This window comes from Alteromonas sp. LMIT006 (assembly GCF_024300645.1).
GTDB classification, from domain to species: Bacteria; Pseudomonadota; Gammaproteobacteria; order Enterobacterales; family Alteromonadaceae; genus Opacimonas; species Opacimonas immobilis.
The window spans coordinates 936,342-957,705 of sequence record NZ_CP101291.1 but is presented as its reverse complement, the minus strand read 5'-3'; the positions used below and the strand labels follow the sequence as shown (position 1 = coordinate 957,705).

The following is a 21,364-nucleotide window of genomic DNA, read 5'->3' as shown; positions in this document are numbered from 1 at the left end:
TAATGAACACATGGCAAAAAGCATGGATGCTTTTACAACGCACGACATTTCCTAAATTACAAAATCTTCTTAGTTATTTTGTTAAACGCTGTCAAGAAGACAAGATTACGGTTTCAGCTGGACACCTTGCGTACGTCTCTTTGTTGTCATTAGTACCATTTATTATGGTGTTCTTTACCATTTTAAGTGCCTTTCCAGCCTTTGCTAGTGTGCGCCAAGTATTGGAAGATTTTATCTTTAACAATTTTGTGCCCACTTCTGGCGATGTTGTGCAACGATACGTCACTGAATTTGTGGGTAACGCAAGTGAAATGGGCGCAATCGGCATCATCTCTCTACTTGTCGTCGCACTGCTTTTGATCAGCAATATCGATAAAACATTGAATGTAATCTGGCGTACCCGCAAGACTCGACCTGCGGTCTTTACCTTTGCAATATACTGGATGATTATCACACTTGGGCCAATCTTAATTGGAGCTAGTGTTGTCGTAAGTACTTACTTGTTAGGTTTTGCCGCAGTCGCTGAAGAGTACACAGCAGGGTTGGGTACTTTTTTGCTTAAATGGGTACCCAGTTTGTTGGCGTTAATTGCATTTTTGATCATTTTTATGTTGGTACCTAACACTCGCGTGAAATTCAAACACGCTTTGGCTGGAGCGATTTTATCAACCTTCTTATTTGAACTCAGTAAAAAAGGATTTGCTTTATACGTCAAAAATTTCCCTTCCTATGAGCTGATTTATGGTGCCCTGGCGGTCATTCCTATTTTGTTCGTATGGGTTTATTTGTCTTGGATAGTGGTGTTGATCGGTGCGGAATTCACTTGCTCAGTCAAAGAGGCCAAATTCCTTGACCTCGATGAGAACAAAGAGAAAAACACTTAGTTTTTCATATGTAACGTCCTTGTAAGTTAGTCAATCATATGTGATTGGGATTGTATCTAGCTGCACTGATTATTGACCAAAGGTGAAACAGAGCCCCTACAGGCCACATAAAAATTAAAATTAATGTCGCGCTGAGTGCATAACAGACTGCGCATACGACAAAAAATAAAATCGCTGCGCCAAGTCTTCCTTGTACCAGTTGACCTAAACCAGGAATGAAAACATTACAAATAGCGGCGATAACATTGCCCCCTGAACCTTGTTGTGACATAGTAATTTCCTTGATATGGTTTGTGCATCATTATACGTGACTTAAAATTAGTCCAAAACAATAAAAAATACAATAGCAATGAATTACTTATATCCGATTACTGCACCCTATAAAAGCTACACCATATCAGTTTCGGATATTCATACTTTGCATATTGAAGAAACGGGTAATCCCGATGGCATCCCAGTGTTATATCTCCATGGCGGTCCTGGTGGCGGATTAGGCCCAAACTATTCATCGATGTTTAATCCTGATATTTACCGGATCATTGCGTTTGACCAGCGTGGTTCCGGCCAATCTACCCCATTAGCCGAGACACGTGATAATACAACCGAAGATTTACTGGCAGATATTGAAGTAATTCGGCAGCACTGCCATGTGGATAGATGGCTCTTATTTGGAGGCAGTTGGGGCGCAACTTTGGCTTTATTAGCAGCGATTCGCACACCAAAAACCGTATTAGGTTTGGTACTTCGTGGTGTGTTTCTAGCCCGAGAAGAAGATATAGACTGGTTTCTCTCTCCCAAAGGTGGTGCAGCGCAGCTTTACCCAGAACACTATGAAGCCTTTACTCAAGACATGTTAATTGATAAAACCACTTCAACCCGTGAGGTGTGCGAGTTGTTTGAAGCGCGCTTTAACCAAAAAAACAAATTCCTACAAACCGATGCGTTACGCGCTTGGTATGGCTGGGAAGAGCGTATCTCTCGAATTCAACACCCTTATGACGATCCATTAACCAATTATGATTTGCAGCAAGTATCCAGCCTCGCCACACTTGAATGTCATTATTTAAAAAATAATTGTTTTATCTCTGAAAACTACATATTGCACAACGTTGCTACCCTTTCAGAACTACCTGTTTATATAGTCCATGGGCGTTATGATATGATTTGCAAACTCGAAGCGTCATATTTATTACAGCAAGCTTTGCCAAACAGTACGCTGAATATTGTTCCTGATGCAGGTCACAGTACTTCAGAGCCTAACATTGCTGCTGCATTAAAAGATGCAACGGATCTTATGGCCAAACTTATTTAACTGATTATTACGCAAGGAATGACATGATTGCACTGATTCAACGAGTACAAAACGCGTCTGTGACCGTTGCTACAAAACGCATTGCGCAAATCAATCACGGTATGTTGATTTTACTCGGAGTTGAGGCGACTGATACAGAAGTAACGGCAGAGAAACTGCTACAAAAAATTCTTAAATTTCGTATGTTCAGTGATGAACAGGGTAAAATGAATCTCAACATTGAACAAATTTCAGGAGATATCCTGATCGTCTCACAGTTTACTTTGGTAGCCGACACCCTAAAAGGTAATCGTCCAGGCTTTTCTCGAGGTGCTTCACCCGAGTTAGGCCAACAACTTTACGATCACTTTGTAGCTACCATTAAGTCACAAACTCAGTGTACAATACAAACCGGTCAATTCGGTGCGGATATGCAAGTTGCATTGGTCAACGACGGCCCTGTGACTTTTACACTCAACATGGAATAGACATGTACAAGGTACTCACCCCAAAGAGCGATGAGCTGCTCGAACGTTATTTTCAGTTTCGCTGGCGAATTTTACGTGAGCCTTTTAATCTCCCTCTTGGTTCAGAAAAAGACGAATACGACGCTGTGGCCCATCATCGCATGGTCATCAATGCGAATAATGAAATCGTCGCCGTCGGTAGACTGCATTTTAATACAGCAGATGAAGTGCAGATCAGGCATATTGCGGTCGATTTTGCCGCTCATGGTAAAGGGTTAGGACGAGTTATCATTGCTGCGTTAGAAAATTACGCAATTAGCCAAGGTGCGGTCAGAGCTGTGACGAATAGCTTGGAAACTTCCGAAGCGTTTTTCGCCTCATGTGGGTACAAAAAACAAGAATCTGCGCCCAAGGATTTAATCAAACTCAAACGCATCCAAATGGTAAAACACCTTGGCACTACCCAACGCATTTTAATGCATCCCAAATGGTGTGAGCAATTGCAACACACCTGGCAGACAACAATCCCCATCAGTGAGCAAATGGGTATTCAAGTCTATCAATACGATGGGTTGACCCTTGAGGTACGAGCCTCGCTCAACAAGAATATCAACTTACACGGCAGTATGTTTGCAGGAAGTATTTACTCACTCGCCACGCTCACTGGCTGGGGCTTAATTCATTTGCAACTTCAACAAAATGCATTTGAAGGCGATATTGTGTTAGGTGATGGACAAATTCATTATCACAAGCCAGTGACTTCGCAGCCAAGAGGTATTGCCGATTTGGATACCTTACACGGTGATTTTAGCCCTTTATCGAAAGGCGATAAGACGCGGATTGAATTATCTGTACAGATTCTAGATGGACAGCAACCAGTAGCCGAATTTAAAGGTGTGTATTGGGTGTTGCCAGTAAAAGAATAAATGCCATATCTAAAAAACGAAAAAGGCCGCAATCCGCGACCTTTTTTGGAGTAGTTTGCATTATTTTAGGCCATTGCTGCCTGGATCTTTTTCATTGCGTTCTTTTCAATTTGACGAACACGTTCAGCAGAAACATTATATTTAGCTGCTAGATCTTGTAACGTCATCTTATCATCAGCCAACCAACGCGTTTCGATGATTTCTTGCGAGCGCTCATCTAGCGTTTTAATTGCTGAATACAAGCGCTTAGACGCATTGGCATCGTAATCCGCATTGATAACAGTTTCTTCTACGCTTGCTGATTTGTCTTCTAGGTATTGAGCTGGAGCAAAATTGCTATCATCGTCATCGCTATCGTTTAAATCAAATGCAGCATCCTGAGAGCCCATTCGAGCTTCCATCTGTAACACTTCTTTTTCGCTTACACCAAGCTCTTCAGCTACCTTTTGAACTTCTTCATGCGTAAACCAACCTAAGCGTTTCTTGGCTTTTCTAAGATTGAAGAACAACTTACGCTGTGCTTTGGTCGTAGCAACTTTCACGATGCGCCAGTTTTTAAGCACAAATTCGTGGATCTCTGCTTTAATCCAGTGTACCGCAAAAGAGACGAGACGCACACCGACACTTGGGTCAAAGCGTTTGACCGCTTTCATCAAGCCTATGTTACCTTCTTGGATCAAATCCGCTTGAGGTAAACCGTAGCCTGCATAAGATTTGGCAATATGCACGACAAAGCGCAAATGCGACATAACAAGTTGACGTGCGGCTTCTAAATCACCTTCATTATATAAACGCTCAGCTAAATCACGCTCTTCGTCAGCGCTGAGCATTGGAATAGTAGAAACAGATTGTACATAGCTTTCAATGCTTCCACTTTGTGGTAATGCTAAGGTCATTTGCATTGATTGTGTCATTGTAAAACCTCTTATAGATATTACGAAAAATATAGCAAATAATTCTGAAGAATAAAACTTTTTATCGGTATATCGTTAAAATGCTTTGTTTTTTAAGAAACCTGTTCAGTCTTAGTTTAGTTTCACTATTTGGGTTCAATTTCTTTAATGTGCTTTTGCACTGAAATATAGGAACCGAGTAATCCCAACATCACTGCTAGTCCTAATATTACAGTGAGTGCCGTAAGATCGAGACCGCTAAGCACAAAATCTGCCTGATAAAGTTCTGCTAACGCTTCAATTCCAGATTGTATCCACCATAAAATAAATACCACAAGGAACCACGCCATTAACCCTCCTAGTAATCCGTACCAAATACCGGTGTACAAAAAAGGAAAACGTATAAAATTATCAGTTGCACCAACGAGCTTCATTACGATGATTTCTTCACGCTGGTTCAATATATTTAAGCGAATAGTGTTGCCAATGATCAACACGACGGAAATACAGAGCAATAGGGCAATAATCCATACTATGTCACTGGCAATAGATAAAATAGCGGTGAGTCTCTTTAACCATTCTATATCCAATTTGCCAAAGTCCACGTGCGTTAAACGCTCTAAGCGCTCTAACAAATGTTCAGCTGCCGTCGGTGCGAGATGTTCACGTTTTGGTGTGACAACCAGTACATGAGGCAATGGGTTTTCGTCTAAGTATGAAAGGGTGTTGGTTAGCCCTGATTGTGCTTCAAAATCGAAAAGCGCCTGTTCCGCAGTGATCAGCTCTACGTCTGCAATCTCTGTCATCAAACGCACACTGAGCAAGGTACCATTGGCCTGCTCTAAGGTCGTTTGTTCTTTAAGATAAAGTGAGATTTCACCTGCTTGCCCCCAACCCGCCGTCACTTGAGAGCTATTTTTTACTAAGATGTACAACGTACTAGGCAAAGTGATACTCAATCCCAATACAGCAATAGTCATAATCGATGCCAGCGGGGTGCGCCATAATTCCCCTAATGAGGCCAAAATTTGTCGAATATGATTAGTAAAACCACCTCGTATGCGTTGCCATAACGATTGCTTGCGAAGTTTTGGTGTCGTTTCGCGACCTTGAAAAAGTAAGCTCATCGCATGTCACCTGGCAACTTAGTGGTCACCCCATACATATCATCCTGTAAGGCATCTTCAATCATACGACCTTGATTTAGGGTAAGCGTGCGATGCTTCATACGTGCAATTAAGCCCAAATCATGTGTCGCAATAAAAATACTCATGCCGCGGTTATTTAACTGTTCGAACAAATGGAAAATTTCTAAAGACAATTTAGGATCCAAATTCCCCGTCGGCTCATCAGCTAGTAATAATGGAGGGTTGTTAACGATAGCTCGAGCTATACCAACGCGTTGTTGCTCACCACCTGACAACATTTTCGGCGATAGCTCTTGTTTGTGGCGCAAGCCTACTAATTCAAGAGCAGCTGATACCCGTCGTACAATGTGCTTGCGTGAATATCCTTCAATCACGAGAGGCAACGCGACATTATCAAATACTGTACGGTCCATCAGTAATTGGTGTGACTGGAAGATCATACCAATATCTCGTCTCACATAGGGAATATCTTTGCGCCGTAACTGATTGAGAACATGCCCATTGATAAAGACTTCGCCGACACTGGGGCGCTCCATTAGACTAATGAGTTTAAGAATGGTAGATTTGCCCGCGCCGGAGTGACCTGTCAAAAATGCCATCTCTCCGGCCTCGAGCTCAAAATTGACTTTTTGTAGGGCAATTTGCCCACCGCTATAAGTTTTGCTGACGTTGGCAAATTTGATCATAATTGCGTTTCGATTTCCTCAGCTGACTCAGGAGCATCAAATAAAGCGTCAATAAATTCTTGTGCATGGAAAGGACGCAGATCATCAATCCCCTCGCCCACACCAATATAACGAATAGGCAATGAGAACTGCTCAGCAATGGGAAAAATGACCCCGCCTTTAGCAGTACCGTCGAGTTTTGTCAGACTAATACCTGTTAGACCTACCGCATCGTTAAATAACTTCGCTTGGCTAATGGCGTTTTGTCCAGTCCCAGCATCTAATGTGAGCATTATTTCGTGTGGTGCGTTAGGATTTAGTTTGCGCATCACACGCACAACTTTCTCTAGTTCTTGCATTAAATGATCTTTGTTTTGCAAGCGACCTGCGGTATCAGCAATCAGAACATCTATGCCACGTGCTTGTGCAGCATTTAAGGCGTCATATAAAACTGAAGCACTATCAGAACCGGTTTGCTGAGCGATAACAGGGATCTCGTTGCGTTCACCCCATACCTGTAGTTGCTCCACAGCAGCAGCACGGAAGGTATCACCGGCAGCTAACATGACTTTTTTGCCTTGTGCTTGAAATTGTTTCGCCATCTTACCAATCGTTGTGGTTTTGCCCACACCATTGACACCCACCATCAAAATAACAAATGGACCTTCTGTGTTTTGCGTATCGAGTGGCGCTTCTACATTTGCGAGTAATTCTGCCATATAAGATTTGAGTTCAACAAAAAGGGCATCAGCATCTTTTAACGCCGATTTGTCAGCATGTTGAGTTAAATGTTCAATAATGTTTTGAGTGGTTGTCATGCCAACATCGGCAACCAAAAGCTGAGTTTCGAGCTCTTCGTACAAATCATCATCAATGTTTCGACCACTAAAAAGTGACCTAAAACCACTACCAATGTTTGCTCTAGTCCGGGATAGACGCTCGGAGAGTGACGCAAACAGACCTTTTTTTTCTGTCTGTTGCGCATTAGGTTGCGTGGATTCGGGGCGAGTTGAATCCGGCTTTGTGTCCTTTTTCTTAAACAAGTTAAACATCGAAAAACAAACCTTGGCGACAAGCAGTTATTGCTAATAAGTTAATTTTGTTATCATAACACTAGATTACTTTAAGGTTTAGCGTGAATGCGTCACAAAAAGCAAAAAAATCCGTCTGCGATGGGACAAATCAGAATAATTAGTGGTCGTCATCGTGGCCGAAAACTAGCGGTCATAGATTCACATGGGCTTAGACCCACGACGGACCGCACTAAAGAAACATTATTTAACTGGTTACAAGGACATATTGTGGATGCCGTTTGCTTAGACGCGTTCGCAGGCAGTGGAAGTTTAACGTTTGAAGCAGCATCGCGAGGTGCAGGTCAGGTCATCGCGTGCGAGCTAAATCGTCAGGCTTGTCAGCAACTTCAGAAAAATATCAGCATCCTTGGTCTCGCCGAGACAGTATCAGTCTATGAAAGTGATGCATTAAAAATAAAAGCTGAAAAGTTAGCACTTACCAGGCCTTTAGATATTGTTTTTGTTGACCCTCCCTTCAATCAAGGATTACTAGTTTCTTTTTTGCAACACTTATTCAAGCAAGGGCTCATTGATGTACACACATTAGTGTATTGCGAGCATGAACCTGATTTAGCCGTTGATTGGGCAGAACTCAATCTTAGTGCTGTTAAATCAGCTCAAACCAGTGGTTTCATCTACGGACTTTATCAGCTAAACGGCTAAGTTCAGTGTGAACTCAAATTTATAACTCAATCCCCAAGGTTGTTATCCCTGTTTCATGTGCCATCTGCTGGCACTGCTGAACGAGATCCTGGTTGGATAACTTATTGTTCTGCAAAACATCTAATAACGTATTTTGCCATTCTGTCTCAAACACCATCAAAGGGTGTGCTTTAATATGTTGATTCAAGGCTCGATTCGCTTTGTCGTATTCCTCTGCATCGGTGATAGCTTGCACTTGGGCATATTCTTCTGCTATGTCCGTTGCTAACAAAAACGCTTCAACCCCGCCTTGTGCGAGTTTAGCGACCATGACCGGCGCATCATCTTGTGCATTTTGCCAAAATCTCAACACTGCAATAAGGCCCAAACCAGCATCCACCGCAGGTAATACTCCAAAGGTAGCGTCTGTTGCAGGATCAGGTAAGCTCGCCTCGAGTTTTTCGATTTGCACATTTAAATTAAAACTTTGCTTAGGATCAGCAAGTCGCTGCCAAACTAGTTGTAGGATGTGCTGTGCCAGTGGAGCTTGCTCAGCATCATCATTGGCTTCAAAATACAATGTATAGTGTGGTGTCATTCTTGATAATACTGATGCAGCAAATACGATCGCTAACTGAGGCTTGAGCTCTCGAATACGTTGGAAGGTGGATAACTTTTTCATGCGAGGTAATTTTTGATCCCGTTTAAAAATAACTGTATTGAAAGCATGATCAAGATCATTCCCATCAATCGTTCTAGTGCACTCAACCCTTTATCACCGAGCAGACGATATAATTTACTAGCACTGAGCAAGATTATAGCAGTCAATCCCCAAGCCCCCAACAATGCCAACGACCAATCTATAATTCTGGTTGGTGCTTGATTGGAGAGTAAGATCAGAGCTGCCATTGATGATGGGCCAGCGATCATCGGGATTGCCAGCGGCACAATAAACGGCTCTTCGCCTCTTGGTAGATTCATTACGCCTCCAGGAGTCGGAAAAATCATCCTCAGAGCAATGATAAACAGGATAATGCCACCCGCAATACTCACCGTCTCCTGCTCAATATTTAGGAAGATGAGAATCTTTTCGCCGGCAAACAAAAAGCCTAGTAAGACAAGAAGAGAAAATATCAGCTCCCTTACCAGAATGATCGCTCGGCGTCGCTCAGGAAACTCTTTTAACACAGACATGACGATAGGCATATTGCCAAGAGGATCCATGATCAAAAAGAGCATTACTGCAGCAGATAACGTATCCATTAGCCAATGAGATCCGCAATACTTAAGACACCCATAGCGGTTGCCCCCGCAGGTCTTAGCGCCGTAGCATTGCGTGTGTATGCCGCGGCTAAATCAATATGTAACCATGGAATATTGGGGTCAACGAAGCGTTTTAGGAACCCTGCTGCATTAGAGGCACCACCCGCACCGCCGCCTTTTTGAGGTCGGCTATTAGCAGTATCCGCAAACGGCGATGGACACATGTCGGCGTGAAAATCAGCCAGAGGCAGACGCCAGAAAGGTTCTGCATTGGCATCCCCAAGTGCCATCAATTGTTGGGCTTGCTCATCGAACTGCGTAAACAAGGCATTGTAATCCGTTCCGACAGCCATGACAGCGGCACCAGTTAAAGTCGCAGCGTCTACAATTAGAGATGGTGAGCACTCACTCGCAGCCTGAAGTCCGTCAGCCAAAACTAAGCGACCTTCTGCATCTGTATTTACTATTTCAACACTGACGCCATTTTTGTATGTTAGGATATCCCCAAGTTTGTATGCATGTCCTGAAATCAAGTTTTCAGCGCAACACAAAAACAACTTAATACGCTTTTTCACACCACGGCTGATTGCCAAACCCAGGGCTGCTGCAACGGTCGCAGCACCTCCCATATCACATTTCATATCCAACATCCCTTCGCTGGATTTGATGCTGTAACCGCCACTGTCAAAGGTGATACCCTTACCGACTAACGCCGTGCTTACTGGTGCATCGAGATCCCCTGTCGGATTGTAATCCAATTCCAGTAAGACTGGTGGGCGTTCACTGCCTCTGCCAACTCCATGTATTCCGACCCAACCAAAATCAAGCAACGCATCTCCGACTATATGTTTTGCTGAAACACATTCAGGCGCCAGGCCTTCCAAATAATGCGCAACTTGTTTAGCCAATTGCTCCGGCGACATATTTTCCGGCGTGTCATTAATGAGTTGTTGAGCAAATTGCAAAGCTGTTATTTGCTGATCTAAGGCCAGTGCATCAACTTGTTTAGACCATTGTACCGAAATATTTTTTGCACCTAGCGCCTGTATAAATAGTCTTTGTGTCAGCGCATCCCAAGACTCATCAAACTCAACTTGTTGGCCGATAATTGGAGCAAGTTGACGCGCGGCTTTTTGCACACTGCGTTGCGGCTCGTTCAGAGATTGATGAATCGTTACTGTATTGTCAAAGATGCTAAATAAGGCACTCGATGCATACGGAGCAACTGGCGATTGTTGGGATAAATGTAAAGTAAAAGCTGTCATAACCGTTCTGTCGTCCTTAGGTCTAACCTTTTTATATCTATAGTATCAATTACTTATTGATTAGCGTCTATAAAAAGCTTGCAAATGCCCAAAATGTAACCATAATCTTGCGCGCGAGAACTAATATTATTCAAAAATCGATTTAAAATCATTAGTTTACAATTTTTAGGTGTCTTAATGATTGAAAATCAATAAAACAGCCACATATCATCTGAGCTGTAATTTTAGGTTTTTGTCAAATTACTCAAACACGCACTATATTTATTTATAGTGTCAACACTTCAGTAAAGTGTTGTTAAGGAGACGTGGTATGGCCACTACAAATAATAAAACATTAGGATTACTCTCTATTGCTGGTATTGAAGCATACCAAGAAGGCAAAGACGAAGAGTATATGAACGACGCGCAGATGGCGCACTTTCGCACAATATTGACTGCGTGGCGCGATCAGCTCAGACAAGAAGTTGATCGTACTGTTCATCACATGCAGGATGAAGCTGCAAATTTCCCTGATCCAGTTGACCGCGCATCTCAAGAAGAAGAATTTGCTCTTGAACTGCGTACTCGAGACCGTGAGCGGAAACTTATCAAAAAAATCGAAAAGACTATCAAGCGCATTGATGATGATGACTTTGGTTTCTGTGATTCATGCGGCATCGAAATCGGTATTCGCCGTTTAGAAGCTCGTCCTACAGCCGATTTATGTGTTGATTGTAAAACCATGGCAGAAATCAAAGAGAAACAACTCTTAGGTTAAGTCATGTCAACTTATGTGGGACGGTTTGCTCCGTCCCCTTCCGGCCCTCTTCATCTTGGCTCATTGTTTACCGCAACGGTGAGTTATCTTGATGCCAAAGCCCATGATGGCTTATGGCTATTGCGAATCGAAGATATTGACCCACCACGAGAAGTGCCCGGTGCTTCTCAACTCATTATTGACACTCTTGAAATTCATGGCATGGTGTCAGATCTACCTGTTTTTTGGCAGCATGAACGCCTAGCATTTTATCGCGCAACGCTTGATTCACTTTTACGCGAACGCAAAGCCTATTTTTGTCAGTGCACCCGATCACAAATCAAAGCAAACCATTCACTTTATCAAGGACAATGTCGCCGGGCTCATCACAACTTTGGCGCCATTCGCTGGCATAATGAAGCTGTTATCACTGAATTTACCGATCGCTGGCACGGCTTACAACAAGCAAAAAAATATATGCCACACCAAACGTTAATTGGACATACCGCTTTTGAAGATTGTGTTTTGCAGCGCAAAGATGGATTGGTTGCGTATAACCTTGCCGTTGTATTAGATGATATTGTACAAGGCATTACTCATATCGTTCGAGGCACTGATTTGCTTCCGACCACCTTGTTACAACTTAATTTGTGGGATAGCCTTACTGAACAGTCCATACCTAACTACGCACATTGCCCTGTATTGGTTTCCAAGCCAGGAAAAAAGCTCAGTAAACAAAATCACGCACCAGCACTCGACAACACAAAGCCATTAGATAATTTAAGAAACGTTTTTACCTTACTTGGTTTGCATTCAAATGCGACATCGATCAATGGATTACTCACCGATGGTATTCAACAATGGCGTGTTAACACGCCTGAATTTCAACAGGAAATGATTGTCGAACGACACATAAACCCTTATGATGTGTAGATAATTCGAATAATATAAACCAAGAACATACTATTTCATGCCTAATTCGGTGTCTCACACAGCTGTCTCTCTTACTCCCGGCGAACATTTGGTTACGCTAGATAAGTTGTCCTCTAATGCTATAAAGGTTTGTGAACGCTTACACTCGGCCGGTTTTGAGGCGTATCTCGTTGGTGGTTGTGTGCGTGATATCCTTTTGGGTAAAGAGCCTAAAGACTTTGATATTGCAACCAGCGCACGACCTGAACAGATAAAAGGGTTATTTCGCAATTGTCGTCTCATAGGACGACGCTTTCGTTTGGCGCACATTGTGTTTGGCCGAGAGATCATCGAAGTCGCAACTTTTCGTGGCCCGCACAATAGTGAGCAAGCCCCCTCACAAACCAATGATGTTGCCAAAGCTGACGAACAAGGCCAGCTGGTCAGAGATAATGTGTATGGCACCATAGAAGAAGATGCAGTGAGACGTGATTTTACTGTCAATGCGCTGTATTTTGGTGTGCACAATGGCAAAGTTATCGATTTTGTTGGTGGGCTTCAAGATCTCAAAGCGAGACGTCTTTGTTTAATTGGTGATCCAGAGACTCGCTATCGTGAAGATCCGGTGCGAATGTTACGTGCCGTGCGCTTTGCCGCGAAGCTGAATATGCAGATCGATGAACCAAGCTCCGAGGCGATTCATCACTACTCCGGTTTATTACAAAATATTCCACCAGCACGTTTGTTTGAAGAAGTGCTCAAGCTGCTTTTTAATGGACAAGGTTTGCTTACCTATGAATTACTGGAAGAGTTCGGACTGTTCGCACAGCTATTTCCACAAACTGCTAATTTGACCAAAATAGCGGGGTCTAGAGAAGCTCGTTTTGTCGAACAAGTCGTTATCAATACGGATAATCGCATCAATAATGGCCAAAGGGTGACCCCAGCATTTATTTATGCGGCTCTACTTTGGTACCCAATTGAAGAAGCGACCGCAAAATATCAAACAGAATCCGGATTATCTCCTGCTGATGCATTTAGTATGGCGTGCAGCAGTGTTTTGAGCATACAACTCAAACGGATAATGATTCCCAAACGCTTTAGCATCCCAATGCGTGAAATTTGGCATTTTCAGCATCGCCTTTCCAAGCGCTATGGGCGTCGCGCTTACCAAATGCTTGCTCATCCTAGATTCCGCGCAGCATATGACTTTTTATTGTTACGGGGTCAAATTGAAGGCGGTGATTTATTCGAATTAGCACAGTGGTGGACGGATTTCCAGGAAGCTAATAACGAACAGCGCAAGACCATGATCGATGCCCTTAGGCAAAACTCACCGAGCAAAGGCCGCTATCGTCGTAAGCGGAAAAAGTCGTGAAATACAATCCTAGCCCAGGGATTTTCATTGGTTTAGGTGCCAACCTTGGCAACCCAGTCCAACAATTAACCGATGCGCTTGCCGCTATAGCGTCCCATGCTGAGATAAAGTTACTGGAGCGTTCTCACTTTTATTCCAGTGCTCCTATGGGGCCAAAAGATCAACCCAATTATGTCAATGCCGTTTGTAAAGTAAGTACAAACTTACAACCTTTAGCACTACTTCATGAACTACAAGCTATTGAGCAGCAGCATGGTAGAGTACGAAAAGCTGAACGCTGGGGGGCAAGAACCTTAGACTTGGACTTGTTATTGTACGGTGATGCGTACATCAAAACGGATGAGTTGACTGTGCCGCATTACGGTATAAAAGGTCGAGAATTTGTTTTAGTACCTCTCTTTGAAATCCAACCTGACCTGATCATGCCTGATAACCAATCCATCGCTCACTGGGTGAGAGAATGTGATTTAACTTCACTTACCAGGTTAATGAATTAATCCGAAAACTAGTATTTTGCCAGTTTTCGCTTTATAGTGCCGTTTTTTGATTTTTACAGATTATTAGCAAGGACATCCTATGAAATCTGTTACAACTGCAACATTGCTTAAAATGAAGCAAAATGGTGAGAAGATCACTGCGTTAACCGCGTATGATGCCAGTTTTGCCAAACTCTTCGACTCTATGGGTGTCGACATTTTGCTTATTGGTGACTCATTGGGCATGGTACTCAAAGGCGAAAAGGATACGCTGGCAGTAAGTATCGATGAAGTGGCTTATCACACAAAATCCGTAGCCAGTGGTATTCAGCGCAGCTTCGTCATGGCTGACATGCCGTTTATGACCTATAACACGCCCGAAACAGCGTGTGCCAATGCAGCAAAACTTATGGCGGCTGGCGCCAGTATGGTCAAACTGGAAGGGGGTGCTTGGCTTGCTCCAACCATTACAAGGTTAACCGAATGTGGTGTACCGGTATGTGGTCACTTAGGCTTAACCCCACAATCTGTGCATGTCTTTGGTGGTTTCAAAGTGCAAGGCCGAGAGACTGACAAAGCGCAAAGATTAATTGATAACGCGTTGCAACTCGAAGAAGCTGGTGCTCAAGCCCTAGTGCTAGAATGTGTTCCAGCTCCCTTGGCAAAGCGCGTAACAGATGCCCTTGCAATCCCTGTAATAGGAATCGGAGCGGGTAATGTCACTGATGCACAAATCTTAGTTATGCATGATATGCTAGGGGTAAGCGCTAACTACATGCCAAAGTTTTCAAAAAATTACCTCGCTCAAGCTGGCTCACTACAAGATGCAGTGACACAGTACATTAACGAAGTAAAATCGGGCACATTTCCAGGCCCTGAACATACTTTTTCGGAGTGAGCATGCAAACCATATCCGATATTGCTGAACTTCGAGCCCTTAGACGTGAATGGCAATTAAAAGGCCTACGCATAGGTTTTGTACCAACCATGGGCAATCTGCATCTGGGTCACTTAAGCTTAGTTGAAGCCGCAAAAAAAGACGCTGATATCGTAGTAGTGTCAATTTTTGTTAACCCGATGCAATTTGGTGCAGGAGAAGATTTAGATAACTACCCTCGTACTCTAGCCGAAGACTCTGCTCAATTAGCCGAACTTGGCGTTGATGTTATTTTTACTCCTACAGCCAACGATATTTATCCTCGCGGTCTTGAGCAACAAACCTTTGTCGAAGTACCTGGCATATCTTATATGATTTGTGGAGCATCTCGTCCTGGCCATTTTAGAGGTGTTGCAACCGTCGTGACTAAGCTGTTCAATATGGTGCAACCGAATATTGCTTATTTTGGTGAAAAAGACTATCAGCAAGTACAAGTTATTAAAGCCATGGTTGAAGATTTATCCATGAATCTTGATATCGTGACAGTACCGACGATGCGTCATGATGATGGACTAGCCATGAGTTCCCGTAACGGTTATCTCAATGAGCAACAACGACAAGTCGCCCCCACCCTATATCGCGTTTTATCTGATATCAAGCAAGCATTGCTTGACGGAGAGCAAGACCACAAGCACCTTATTATCGAGGGCAACGCGCGTTTAACCAATGCTGGTTTTAAACCAGATTATATCGAAATCCGCAATGCACACACTTTGCAACCAGCGGGATTTGCAGAAAAGGAACTCGTGATTTTAGGCGCTGCGTTTTTAGGGAAAACGCGCCTTATTGATAACCTACCGCTTGAGTTGCCGTAGCCTGTGTCACATATTCCATTAGCGCTTGATAAGCTTCTGTTTCGAGCGCAATGGCTTTTTGTTCGGCCAAGATATCACGCAAATGATTCACGGTTGTTAGCGGATTGGCAATCACCACACGAAAAACCGTCAATACATCATCCGAATATTTATCCACTGCAAAACGGGTTCTTGAAACAAAAGACTTGCCCGCCTCTCGCTGTGATTTTTGAATCGCCTTGGTCAGACGATTCAATAATTCATTGATCGCATGATAATGCGTGGATTCAGATAATAAGTGCTGGGCTGCTGCAGGAACGTAACGATACGTTAATAAAGATAACATTGGATGAGTTACCAATTCAAAATCTGTATCACCTTCAATCATAGCCGCAAACTGTTGAGCTTTATCTATACTTTGATCGATGAGTAATTCATACCCCTCACGTCCAAGAATGTGCAATGACGAATACACCATCATGGCCATGCCGTTACGAGAGCCTTCCAACGTGGTTGAGCCAAGGTCTTTTGAACCTTGACGCAAAATGTACTGTGCATGATGGCGAACGGAGTTGGCAGCTTGTGGATCTTTGAACAATGCCATTCCAGCGCCCATCGGAACATACATTTGTTTGTGCGCATCAAGCGTTACAGAATCGGCACGTTCAATCCCTCGCATTTTGACTCTGTGGGTGTTTGAGAACAAAGTTGCCCCACCCCATGCTGCGTCGACATGAAACCAACACCCTAATTCTTTAGCAACATCGGCCAATTCATCCAGCGGATCAATGTGCCCAGTCTCTGTGGTGCCGGCAATACCGACAATCGCCAAAATATCTTTGCCTTTGGCTTGAAACTCACGCCCAATCCTTAATGCCTCACTCGGGGTTAGTGAGTGGTTACAATCAGTATTGTGCAGAATATTTTTGCGTCCTATGCCTAATAAATCAACGGCTTTACCAACCGAGTAATGGGCTCGTGGTGAGCAAATCACTCCCAGATCTGAAATACCATAAGCTTGATAGGCTGCAAAAATACCTTCTTGGGACACACCTTTAAAACCGAGTTTTGGCGCTAATTTAGCATTTCGAGCCACCCACAAGGAGGTCATATTCGCAACCGTCCCACCAGAGCAAAACGCACCCAAAGAATGCTGCGCAGAATGCAAGTGGTCGTCATAAAATCGAGGAGCATTTGCGAATACTAAATGATGCATCATGCCTAAAACTTGACGTTCAAGGGGGGTAAACGCTTTGGACGTTTCGATTTTGACGAGGTTTTGGTTCAGACCAACCAGTAGCTTCGATAAGGATAAATGAAAGTAAGGTAAAGCTGAGGTCATATGACCAATAAAAGTTGGCGCGTAGGTGTTAACGGAATGGGCAACCAGCGTATCAAGGAGTTTTTGCGCATGCGCTGAAACAAACTCTGGGCGCTCGGGCATCTCTGCATAAGCAAAATCACGCTCGATATCTTCTAAAGAATGACGTTTAGCGACAACATGGCGCGACAAAAAGTCAGATAAATTATCCGATAAATTCTTTTCAATCTGACTCAACGTTGAGTCATGGTGCTCCGGCATCGTAAATACACGGAACAAATGCTCTAAACTTGCTTCAGCGTTACTCACGGGCTTTCCAAAAATCGTTATCTATCCATCATTCCATATAGCCATCCTAGGCAAGATGCGAATATTATAACTATGACATTGCAAATACTAGCATTTTCTAATACTGAGACTAGCAATTCACGACTATACCCTTTTCGTACACAATTCCCAACACACTTGGCCGCTATTTTGATATTTTGCTTCAAAAGGCGTCATTGGCTCAGCATCATTCACCTCTTTGATAGATGAGCAAGTGCCTAGGTAAGTCAAAACCATTGCGACTTCCTCGAGGTATAAACGCCAATTTGATCTCACCACTAATGCACCACCTAATGCCAACATATCCAAAAACGCAGGTGAACCATGCCAACGTTTCTGGACTTGTGTCGATTTGGGATATGGATTTGGATAGAGCAAATATTGCTTTTCGCATTGCCATTGCGCTTTACGCGCCAATCGCCAAAAATCATTAAGGTCGGCTCGAACCAGAATATAATTATCTTGGGCTATAGCGTAATGTGCGTGTTTGTCTACTCGTTGGGCAGACTTATCAATGCCAATGACTCTGGCATCGGGATAAAGTTTAGCAATTTTGGCTGTACTAGCCCCGACCCCGCAGCAATTGTCTAAAATAAGATCACCGTGCCAACCATCTAACCAATCACAGACCTCGGCAAAAGCGATTTGAGTGTGTGCATTGATTGGCTTTAGATTTTGTGAGTGTAAGTACCTACTTACTAATTCAAGTAACTTGTCATGCACGCCCGTTTGATTCGTCGTAATGACTCGTGAGTTGCCTTGTGCCATTAACTGCGGATACCTGTGCCACGCTGAATCAAACGATAAGCAACTGCAAAGGCAACCACATTAAATCCAAGTAACAAAACTAGTGAATACGCATAATTGACATCGCTATACCCCAAAAATCCATAGCGAAAACCATTTACCATGTATACAATCGGATTGATTTTGCTCACCATCTGCCAAAATTCTGGTAATAAGCTAAGGGAGTAAAACACACCGCCTAAATACGTTAATGGCGTCAGAACAAAGGTGGGTACCACAGATATGTCGTCAAATGTTTTGGCGAAGACACCGTTAATTAAACCTGCTGTCGCAAATAGCGTCGCGGTTAAAATCAGAGTGAGCATAATAATCAGGGCGTTGTGAATGTGGACGTCAACAAAAAATAAAGATACCGTAGTCACAATGATCCCGATTAGCATGGCTCGCGCGACACCGCCACCAACAAACCCCATGATAATCACCCATGTAGGAACAGGTGAAATCAGTAATTCTTCTATATTGCGCTGAAATTTCGCGCTAAAAAATGAGCTCGACACATTGGCGTACGAGTTTGTGATGATCGACATCATAATGAGTCCAGGTACGATAAACTCCATGTAGGTAAAGCCACCCATTTCACCAATCCGAGAGCCAATCAAGTTACCAAAAATCACAAAATACAAAGACATCGTAATCGCAGGCGGAACGAGCGTTTGCACCCAAATTCGCAAAAAGCGAGTACATTCCTTGATCCAAATCGTTTTGAGCGCAGTGAAAATCATATTATTCATTATTATCTCCTCGACCCGCTTCCACCAAGCGCACAAATAACTCTTCAAGACGGTTTGCTTTATTGCGCATACTCAACACTTGCACACCTTGCTCACTGAGCTGAGCAAACACAGGGTTTAACCCTGCTTCTTTGGGAACATCAATCTCTAATTCGCCCTCTTTAAAACGGCATTCAATCCCATCGAGCACAATCTCCGACGCGTCTGTTTGCACATCTAAGATAAAGGTTTCGATATTAAGTTTGGCGAGGAGTGCTTTGATTGTCGTGTTTTCAACGATGATACCTTTATCAATGATAGCAATGTTTTTACAGAGCATTTCGGCTTCTTCAAGATAATGGGTAGTCAAAATGATGGTCACACCTTGCGCATTGATCTCTTGCAGAAACGTCCACATTGAACGTCGGATCTCAATATCCACCCCTGCAGTCGGCTCATCCAAAATAAGTAATTTAGGTTCATGTACTAAAGCCCGGGCAATCATCAAACGACGCTTCATACCGCCCGATAATGTCCGCGCAGGCGCATTGCGTTTATCCCACAAATCGAGTTTGCTCAGATATTTTTCAGCGCGCTGTTTAGCGAGCGCTCTAGGTACGCCGTAATACCCAGCTTGATTGACCACAATCTGCAACACTGTCTCAAACTGGTTAAAATTGAACTCTTGCGGCACTAGGCCAATACAGGATTTGGCTTTGTCTAGTGCATTATCTAAGTCGTGTTCAAAGACCTTTACCGAACCAGCAGTTTTGTTCACTAAAGCCGAAATGATGCCGATGGTGGTGGATTTACCTGCGCCATTAGGTCCTAGCAAAGCAAAAAAATCGCCTTGTTGAACTTGTAAATCAATCCTTTTTAAGGCTTGAACACCGCCTTTGTACGTTTTTTGAAGTGCGTTTATATCGAGTGCAAACATAGTGTTTAATCATGTGAATTTGGGTTTATTTTACATAAAAAAACCCGAGGCTAACAGAGTAGACTCGGGTTTGTTGATTTTACTTTTTTAAAATGCTTAAGGCTTAGTTAATCGCCAAGTGCACCATAATACTCGCTGCATAGCCTAAGGCTATTGCCCAGGTCCATTTGAGGTGTGCAAAGAATGTATAGTAGCCACGTGCTTGCCCCATTAGCGCAACGCCAGCGGCAGAACCAATCGACAACATACTACCGCCCACACCTGCTGTAAGGGTGACCAATAACCATTGTGAATGACTCATCTCAGGCTGCATTGTCAAGACCGCGAACATGACCGGAATGTTATCGACGATGGCCGATAAGATCCCAACCAAGACATTGGCTGTCGTGGTGCCAAGTTGCACGTACATGAATTCAGACGCCAATGCCAAGTAGCCCATAAAGCCTAAGCCACCTACCGCAAGAATAACACCATAGAAGAAGAATAAGGTATCCCACTCGGCCTGAGCGACTTTGTTAAAGATATCAAACTTGTCTTTGCCATCTGCTGCACGTTTAGGTGCCGCACCTGGAATCGCATCGTTCAATGCTGCATAGGTTTTTTCGACGGTTTTGAGGTAGTAACCAAATAACTTCAAATATACCAAACCGAACATCATGCCAAACACAGGCGGTATATGTAAAAAATTATGGAAGCTCACCGCGGTAACAATCGTTAATAAAAAGAAACCAACAATACGCATGCCACCACGCTTGATAGCAGGGCCATCATTGTCGTCTGCCAATGGTGGTGGATTACCTTTCGGAATAGCGAACGACATAATTACTGCTGGTATTAAAAAATTCACAACTGATGGAATGAATAACGCAAAGAATTCATGGAAATCCAAAATGCCTTTTTGCCAGACCATCAAGGTGGTAATGTCACCAAATGGGCTGAACGCGCCACCCGCATTAGCGCTGACCACAATATTGATACACCCAAGCGCAATGAAGCTGGGGTTATCACGACCTACAGCCATGATCACCGCACACATCACCAACGCAGTGGTTAGGTTATCGGCAATCGGTGAAATAAAGAACGCCAATACGCCAGTCAACCAAAATAGGGCTTTATAGCTGTATCCGCGTCTGACCAAACGATTGCGCAACTCATCAAACACGCCGCGCTCAAGCATCGCATTAATGTAAGTCATTGCCACAAGTAGGAAGAAAAAGAGTTCTGCGTATTCAAGGAAATTATGACGAATCCCTTCTTCTACTAAGTGACGTTTATCCGTCCCCATGTAGACAAAGGCAATAATGATCCAAATCACGCCAGCAGCCAATAAAACAGGCTTGGATTTGCGCATGTGAATCTGTTCTTCAAAAATAACCGCGGTATAAGCCACAACGAAGACACCTATTGCCAAAAAGCCTGCAGCCGTTGCTGTGAGGTCTATTGTTAGCCCGCCGCCACCTCCAGCCATCGCAGCTGGGGCAAACGCAGTCAACAACACCATCATAAGAAGTG

At 43.5% G+C, this 21,364-nt stretch carries 23 protein-coding genes and 1 pseudogene; 11 read left to right on the top strand and 13 right to left on the bottom strand.

Features of this window, described 5'->3' with window-relative positions; translation table 11 throughout:
• Positions 1-26: 26 nt before the first annotated feature.
• Entirely contained in the window at positions 27-884 is an 858-nt protein-coding gene (locus tag NLG07_RS04485) for a virulence factor BrkB family protein (protein ID WP_254856803.1), read from the top strand.
• Positions 885-918: 34 nt separating this feature from the next.
• Here the strand turns inward: NLG07_RS04485 and NLG07_RS04480 are convergent, their stop codons facing one another.
• Positions 919-1,155, bottom strand: coding sequence for a hypothetical protein (locus tag NLG07_RS04480; protein ID WP_254856499.1), 237 nt, complete (start codon positions 1,153-1,155; stop codon positions 919-921).
• 78 nt (positions 1,156-1,233) lie between these two features.
• Between NLG07_RS04480 and pip the strand changes: the two genes are divergently transcribed.
• Genes pip through NLG07_RS04465 form a run of 3 tightly spaced genes read left to right on the top strand, consistent with a single transcriptional unit; the run spans position 1,234 to position 3,568 of the window.
• Positions 1,234-2,196: a prolyl aminopeptidase gene (gene pip, locus NLG07_RS04475; protein WP_254856498.1), complete on the top strand. Its 963-nt coding sequence runs from the start codon at positions 1,234-1,236 to the stop codon at positions 2,194-2,196.
• A gap of 23 nt (positions 2,197-2,219) precedes the next feature.
• The gene (gene dtd / locus NLG07_RS04470) at positions 2,220-2,663 is read left to right on the top strand and encodes a D-aminoacyl-tRNA deacylase (RefSeq protein ID WP_254856497.1); all 444 of its coding nucleotides are present in this window, start codon (positions 2,220-2,222) and stop codon (positions 2,661-2,663) included.
• 2 nt (positions 2,664-2,665) lie between these two features.
• On the top strand, positions 2,666-3,568 hold the full coding sequence (locus NLG07_RS04465; RefSeq protein WP_254856496.1) for a bifunctional GNAT family N-acetyltransferase/hotdog fold thioesterase: 903 nt from the start codon (positions 2,666-2,668) through the stop codon (positions 3,566-3,568).
• 65 nt (positions 3,569-3,633) lie between these two features.
• Here NLG07_RS04465 and rpoH read toward each other — a convergent pair whose 3' ends face one another.
• The 4 genes and pseudogenes from rpoH to ftsY all read right to left on the bottom strand — a co-directional run.
• On the bottom strand, positions 3,634-4,482 hold the full coding sequence (rpoH, locus tag NLG07_RS04460; RefSeq protein ID WP_254856495.1) for an RNA polymerase sigma factor RpoH: 849 nt from the start codon (positions 4,480-4,482) through the stop codon (positions 3,634-3,636).
• 125 nt (positions 4,483-4,607) lie between these two features.
• On the bottom strand, positions 4,608-5,588 hold the full coding sequence (gene ftsX, locus NLG07_RS04455) for a permease-like cell division protein FtsX (protein ID WP_254856494.1): 981 nt from the start codon (positions 5,586-5,588) through the stop codon (positions 4,608-4,610).
• A complete protein-coding gene (ftsE, locus tag NLG07_RS04450; RefSeq protein ID WP_254856493.1) occupies positions 5,585-6,295 on the bottom strand; it encodes a cell division ATP-binding protein FtsE in 711 nt (236 codons plus the stop codon). The genes ftsX and ftsE overlap by 4 nt, the downstream gene beginning before the upstream one ends.
• A pseudogene (ftsY, locus tag NLG07_RS04445) lies at positions 6,292-7,245 on the bottom strand (signal recognition particle-docking protein FtsY); the annotation flags it as partial. The gene ftsE and the pseudogene ftsY, both read right to left, overlap by 4 nt.
• Positions 7,246-7,413: 168 nt before the next feature.
• On the opposite strand from ftsY, the gene rsmD reads away from it, so the two are divergent.
• Positions 7,414-8,010: a 16S rRNA (guanine(966)-N(2))-methyltransferase RsmD gene (rsmD, locus tag NLG07_RS04440; RefSeq protein WP_254856492.1), complete on the top strand. Its 597-nt coding sequence runs from the start codon at positions 7,414-7,416 to the stop codon at positions 8,008-8,010.
• A gap of 19 nt (positions 8,011-8,029) precedes the next feature.
• On the opposite strand, the gene NLG07_RS04435 is transcribed toward rsmD, so the two are convergent.
• Genes NLG07_RS04435 through pepB form a run of 3 tightly spaced genes read right to left on the bottom strand, consistent with a single transcriptional unit; the run spans position 8,030 to position 10,517 of the window.
• A complete protein-coding gene (locus NLG07_RS04435) occupies positions 8,030-8,671 on the bottom strand; it encodes a DUF416 family protein (RefSeq protein ID WP_254856491.1) in 642 nt (213 codons plus the stop codon).
• Positions 8,668-9,252: a YhgN family NAAT transporter gene (locus NLG07_RS04430; RefSeq protein ID WP_254856490.1), complete on the bottom strand. Its 585-nt coding sequence runs from the start codon at positions 9,250-9,252 to the stop codon at positions 8,668-8,670. The genes NLG07_RS04435 and NLG07_RS04430 overlap by 4 nt, the downstream gene beginning before the upstream one ends.
• Positions 9,252-10,517 (bottom strand): aminopeptidase PepB, encoded by a 1,266-nt coding sequence (pepB, locus tag NLG07_RS04425; protein WP_254856489.1) that lies wholly within the window; start codon positions 10,515-10,517, stop codon positions 9,252-9,254. Before pepB ends, NLG07_RS04430 begins: the two co-directional genes overlap by 1 nt.
• 310 nt (positions 10,518-10,827) lie before the next feature.
• On the opposite strand from pepB, the gene dksA reads away from it, so the two are divergent.
• From dksA to panC, 6 genes are all read left to right on the top strand, one after another.
• Positions 10,828-11,274: an RNA polymerase-binding protein DksA gene (dksA, locus tag NLG07_RS04420; RefSeq protein WP_254856488.1), complete on the top strand. Its 447-nt coding sequence runs from the start codon at positions 10,828-10,830 to the stop codon at positions 11,272-11,274.
• A 3-nt stretch (positions 11,275-11,277) separates the two neighbouring features.
• Positions 11,278-12,186, top strand: coding sequence for a tRNA glutamyl-Q(34) synthetase GluQRS (gluQRS, locus tag NLG07_RS04415; RefSeq protein WP_254856487.1), 909 nt, complete (start codon positions 11,278-11,280; stop codon positions 12,184-12,186).
• A 49-nt stretch (positions 12,187-12,235) separates the two neighbouring features.
• The gene (pcnB, locus tag NLG07_RS04410; protein ID WP_254856486.1) at positions 12,236-13,543 is read left to right on the top strand and encodes a polynucleotide adenylyltransferase PcnB; all 1,308 of its coding nucleotides are present in this window, start codon (positions 12,236-12,238) and stop codon (positions 13,541-13,543) included.
• Positions 13,540-14,040, top strand: coding sequence for a 2-amino-4-hydroxy-6-hydroxymethyldihydropteridine diphosphokinase (folK, locus tag NLG07_RS04405; RefSeq protein ID WP_254856485.1), 501 nt, complete (start codon positions 13,540-13,542; stop codon positions 14,038-14,040). The genes pcnB and folK overlap by 4 nt, the downstream gene beginning before the upstream one ends.
• A gap of 79 nt (positions 14,041-14,119) precedes the next feature.
• Positions 14,120-14,917: a 3-methyl-2-oxobutanoate hydroxymethyltransferase gene (panB, locus tag NLG07_RS04400; protein WP_254856484.1), complete on the top strand. Its 798-nt coding sequence runs from the start codon at positions 14,120-14,122 to the stop codon at positions 14,915-14,917.
• Between the two features lie 2 nt (positions 14,918-14,919).
• Entirely contained in the window at positions 14,920-15,771 is an 852-nt protein-coding gene (gene panC / locus NLG07_RS04395; RefSeq protein WP_254856483.1) for a pantoate--beta-alanine ligase, read from the top strand.
• Here panC and panP read toward each other — a convergent pair.
• The 5 genes from panP to nhaD form a co-directional block, all read right to left on the bottom strand.
• Positions 15,740-17,380 (bottom strand): pyridoxal-dependent aspartate 1-decarboxylase PanP, encoded by a 1,641-nt coding sequence (gene panP, locus NLG07_RS04390; RefSeq protein WP_254856482.1) that lies wholly within the window; start codon positions 17,378-17,380, stop codon positions 15,740-15,742. The genes panC and panP overlap by 32 nt on opposite strands.
• Before the next feature lie 123 nt (positions 17,381-17,503).
• On the bottom strand, positions 17,504-18,166 hold the full coding sequence (locus tag NLG07_RS04385) for a tRNA (guanosine(46)-N(7))-methyltransferase TrmB (protein ID WP_254856481.1): 663 nt from the start codon (positions 18,164-18,166) through the stop codon (positions 17,504-17,506).
• Complete coding sequence (locus NLG07_RS04380) at positions 18,166-18,936, bottom strand: ABC transporter permease (protein ID WP_254856480.1); 771 nt, start codon at positions 18,934-18,936, stop codon at positions 18,166-18,168. The genes NLG07_RS04385 and NLG07_RS04380 overlap by 1 nt, the downstream gene beginning before the upstream one ends.
• On the bottom strand, positions 18,929-19,852 hold the full coding sequence (locus NLG07_RS04375; protein ID WP_254856479.1) for an ABC transporter ATP-binding protein: 924 nt from the start codon (positions 19,850-19,852) through the stop codon (positions 18,929-18,931). The genes NLG07_RS04380 and NLG07_RS04375 overlap by 8 nt, the downstream gene beginning before the upstream one ends.
• Before the next feature lie 103 nt (positions 19,853-19,955).
• Positions 19,956-21,353, bottom strand: a complete 1,398-nt coding sequence (gene nhaD, locus NLG07_RS04370) for a sodium:proton antiporter NhaD (RefSeq protein WP_254856802.1) — start codon at positions 21,351-21,353, stop codon at positions 19,956-19,958.
• Between the last annotated feature and the right edge of the window lie 11 nt (positions 21,354-21,364).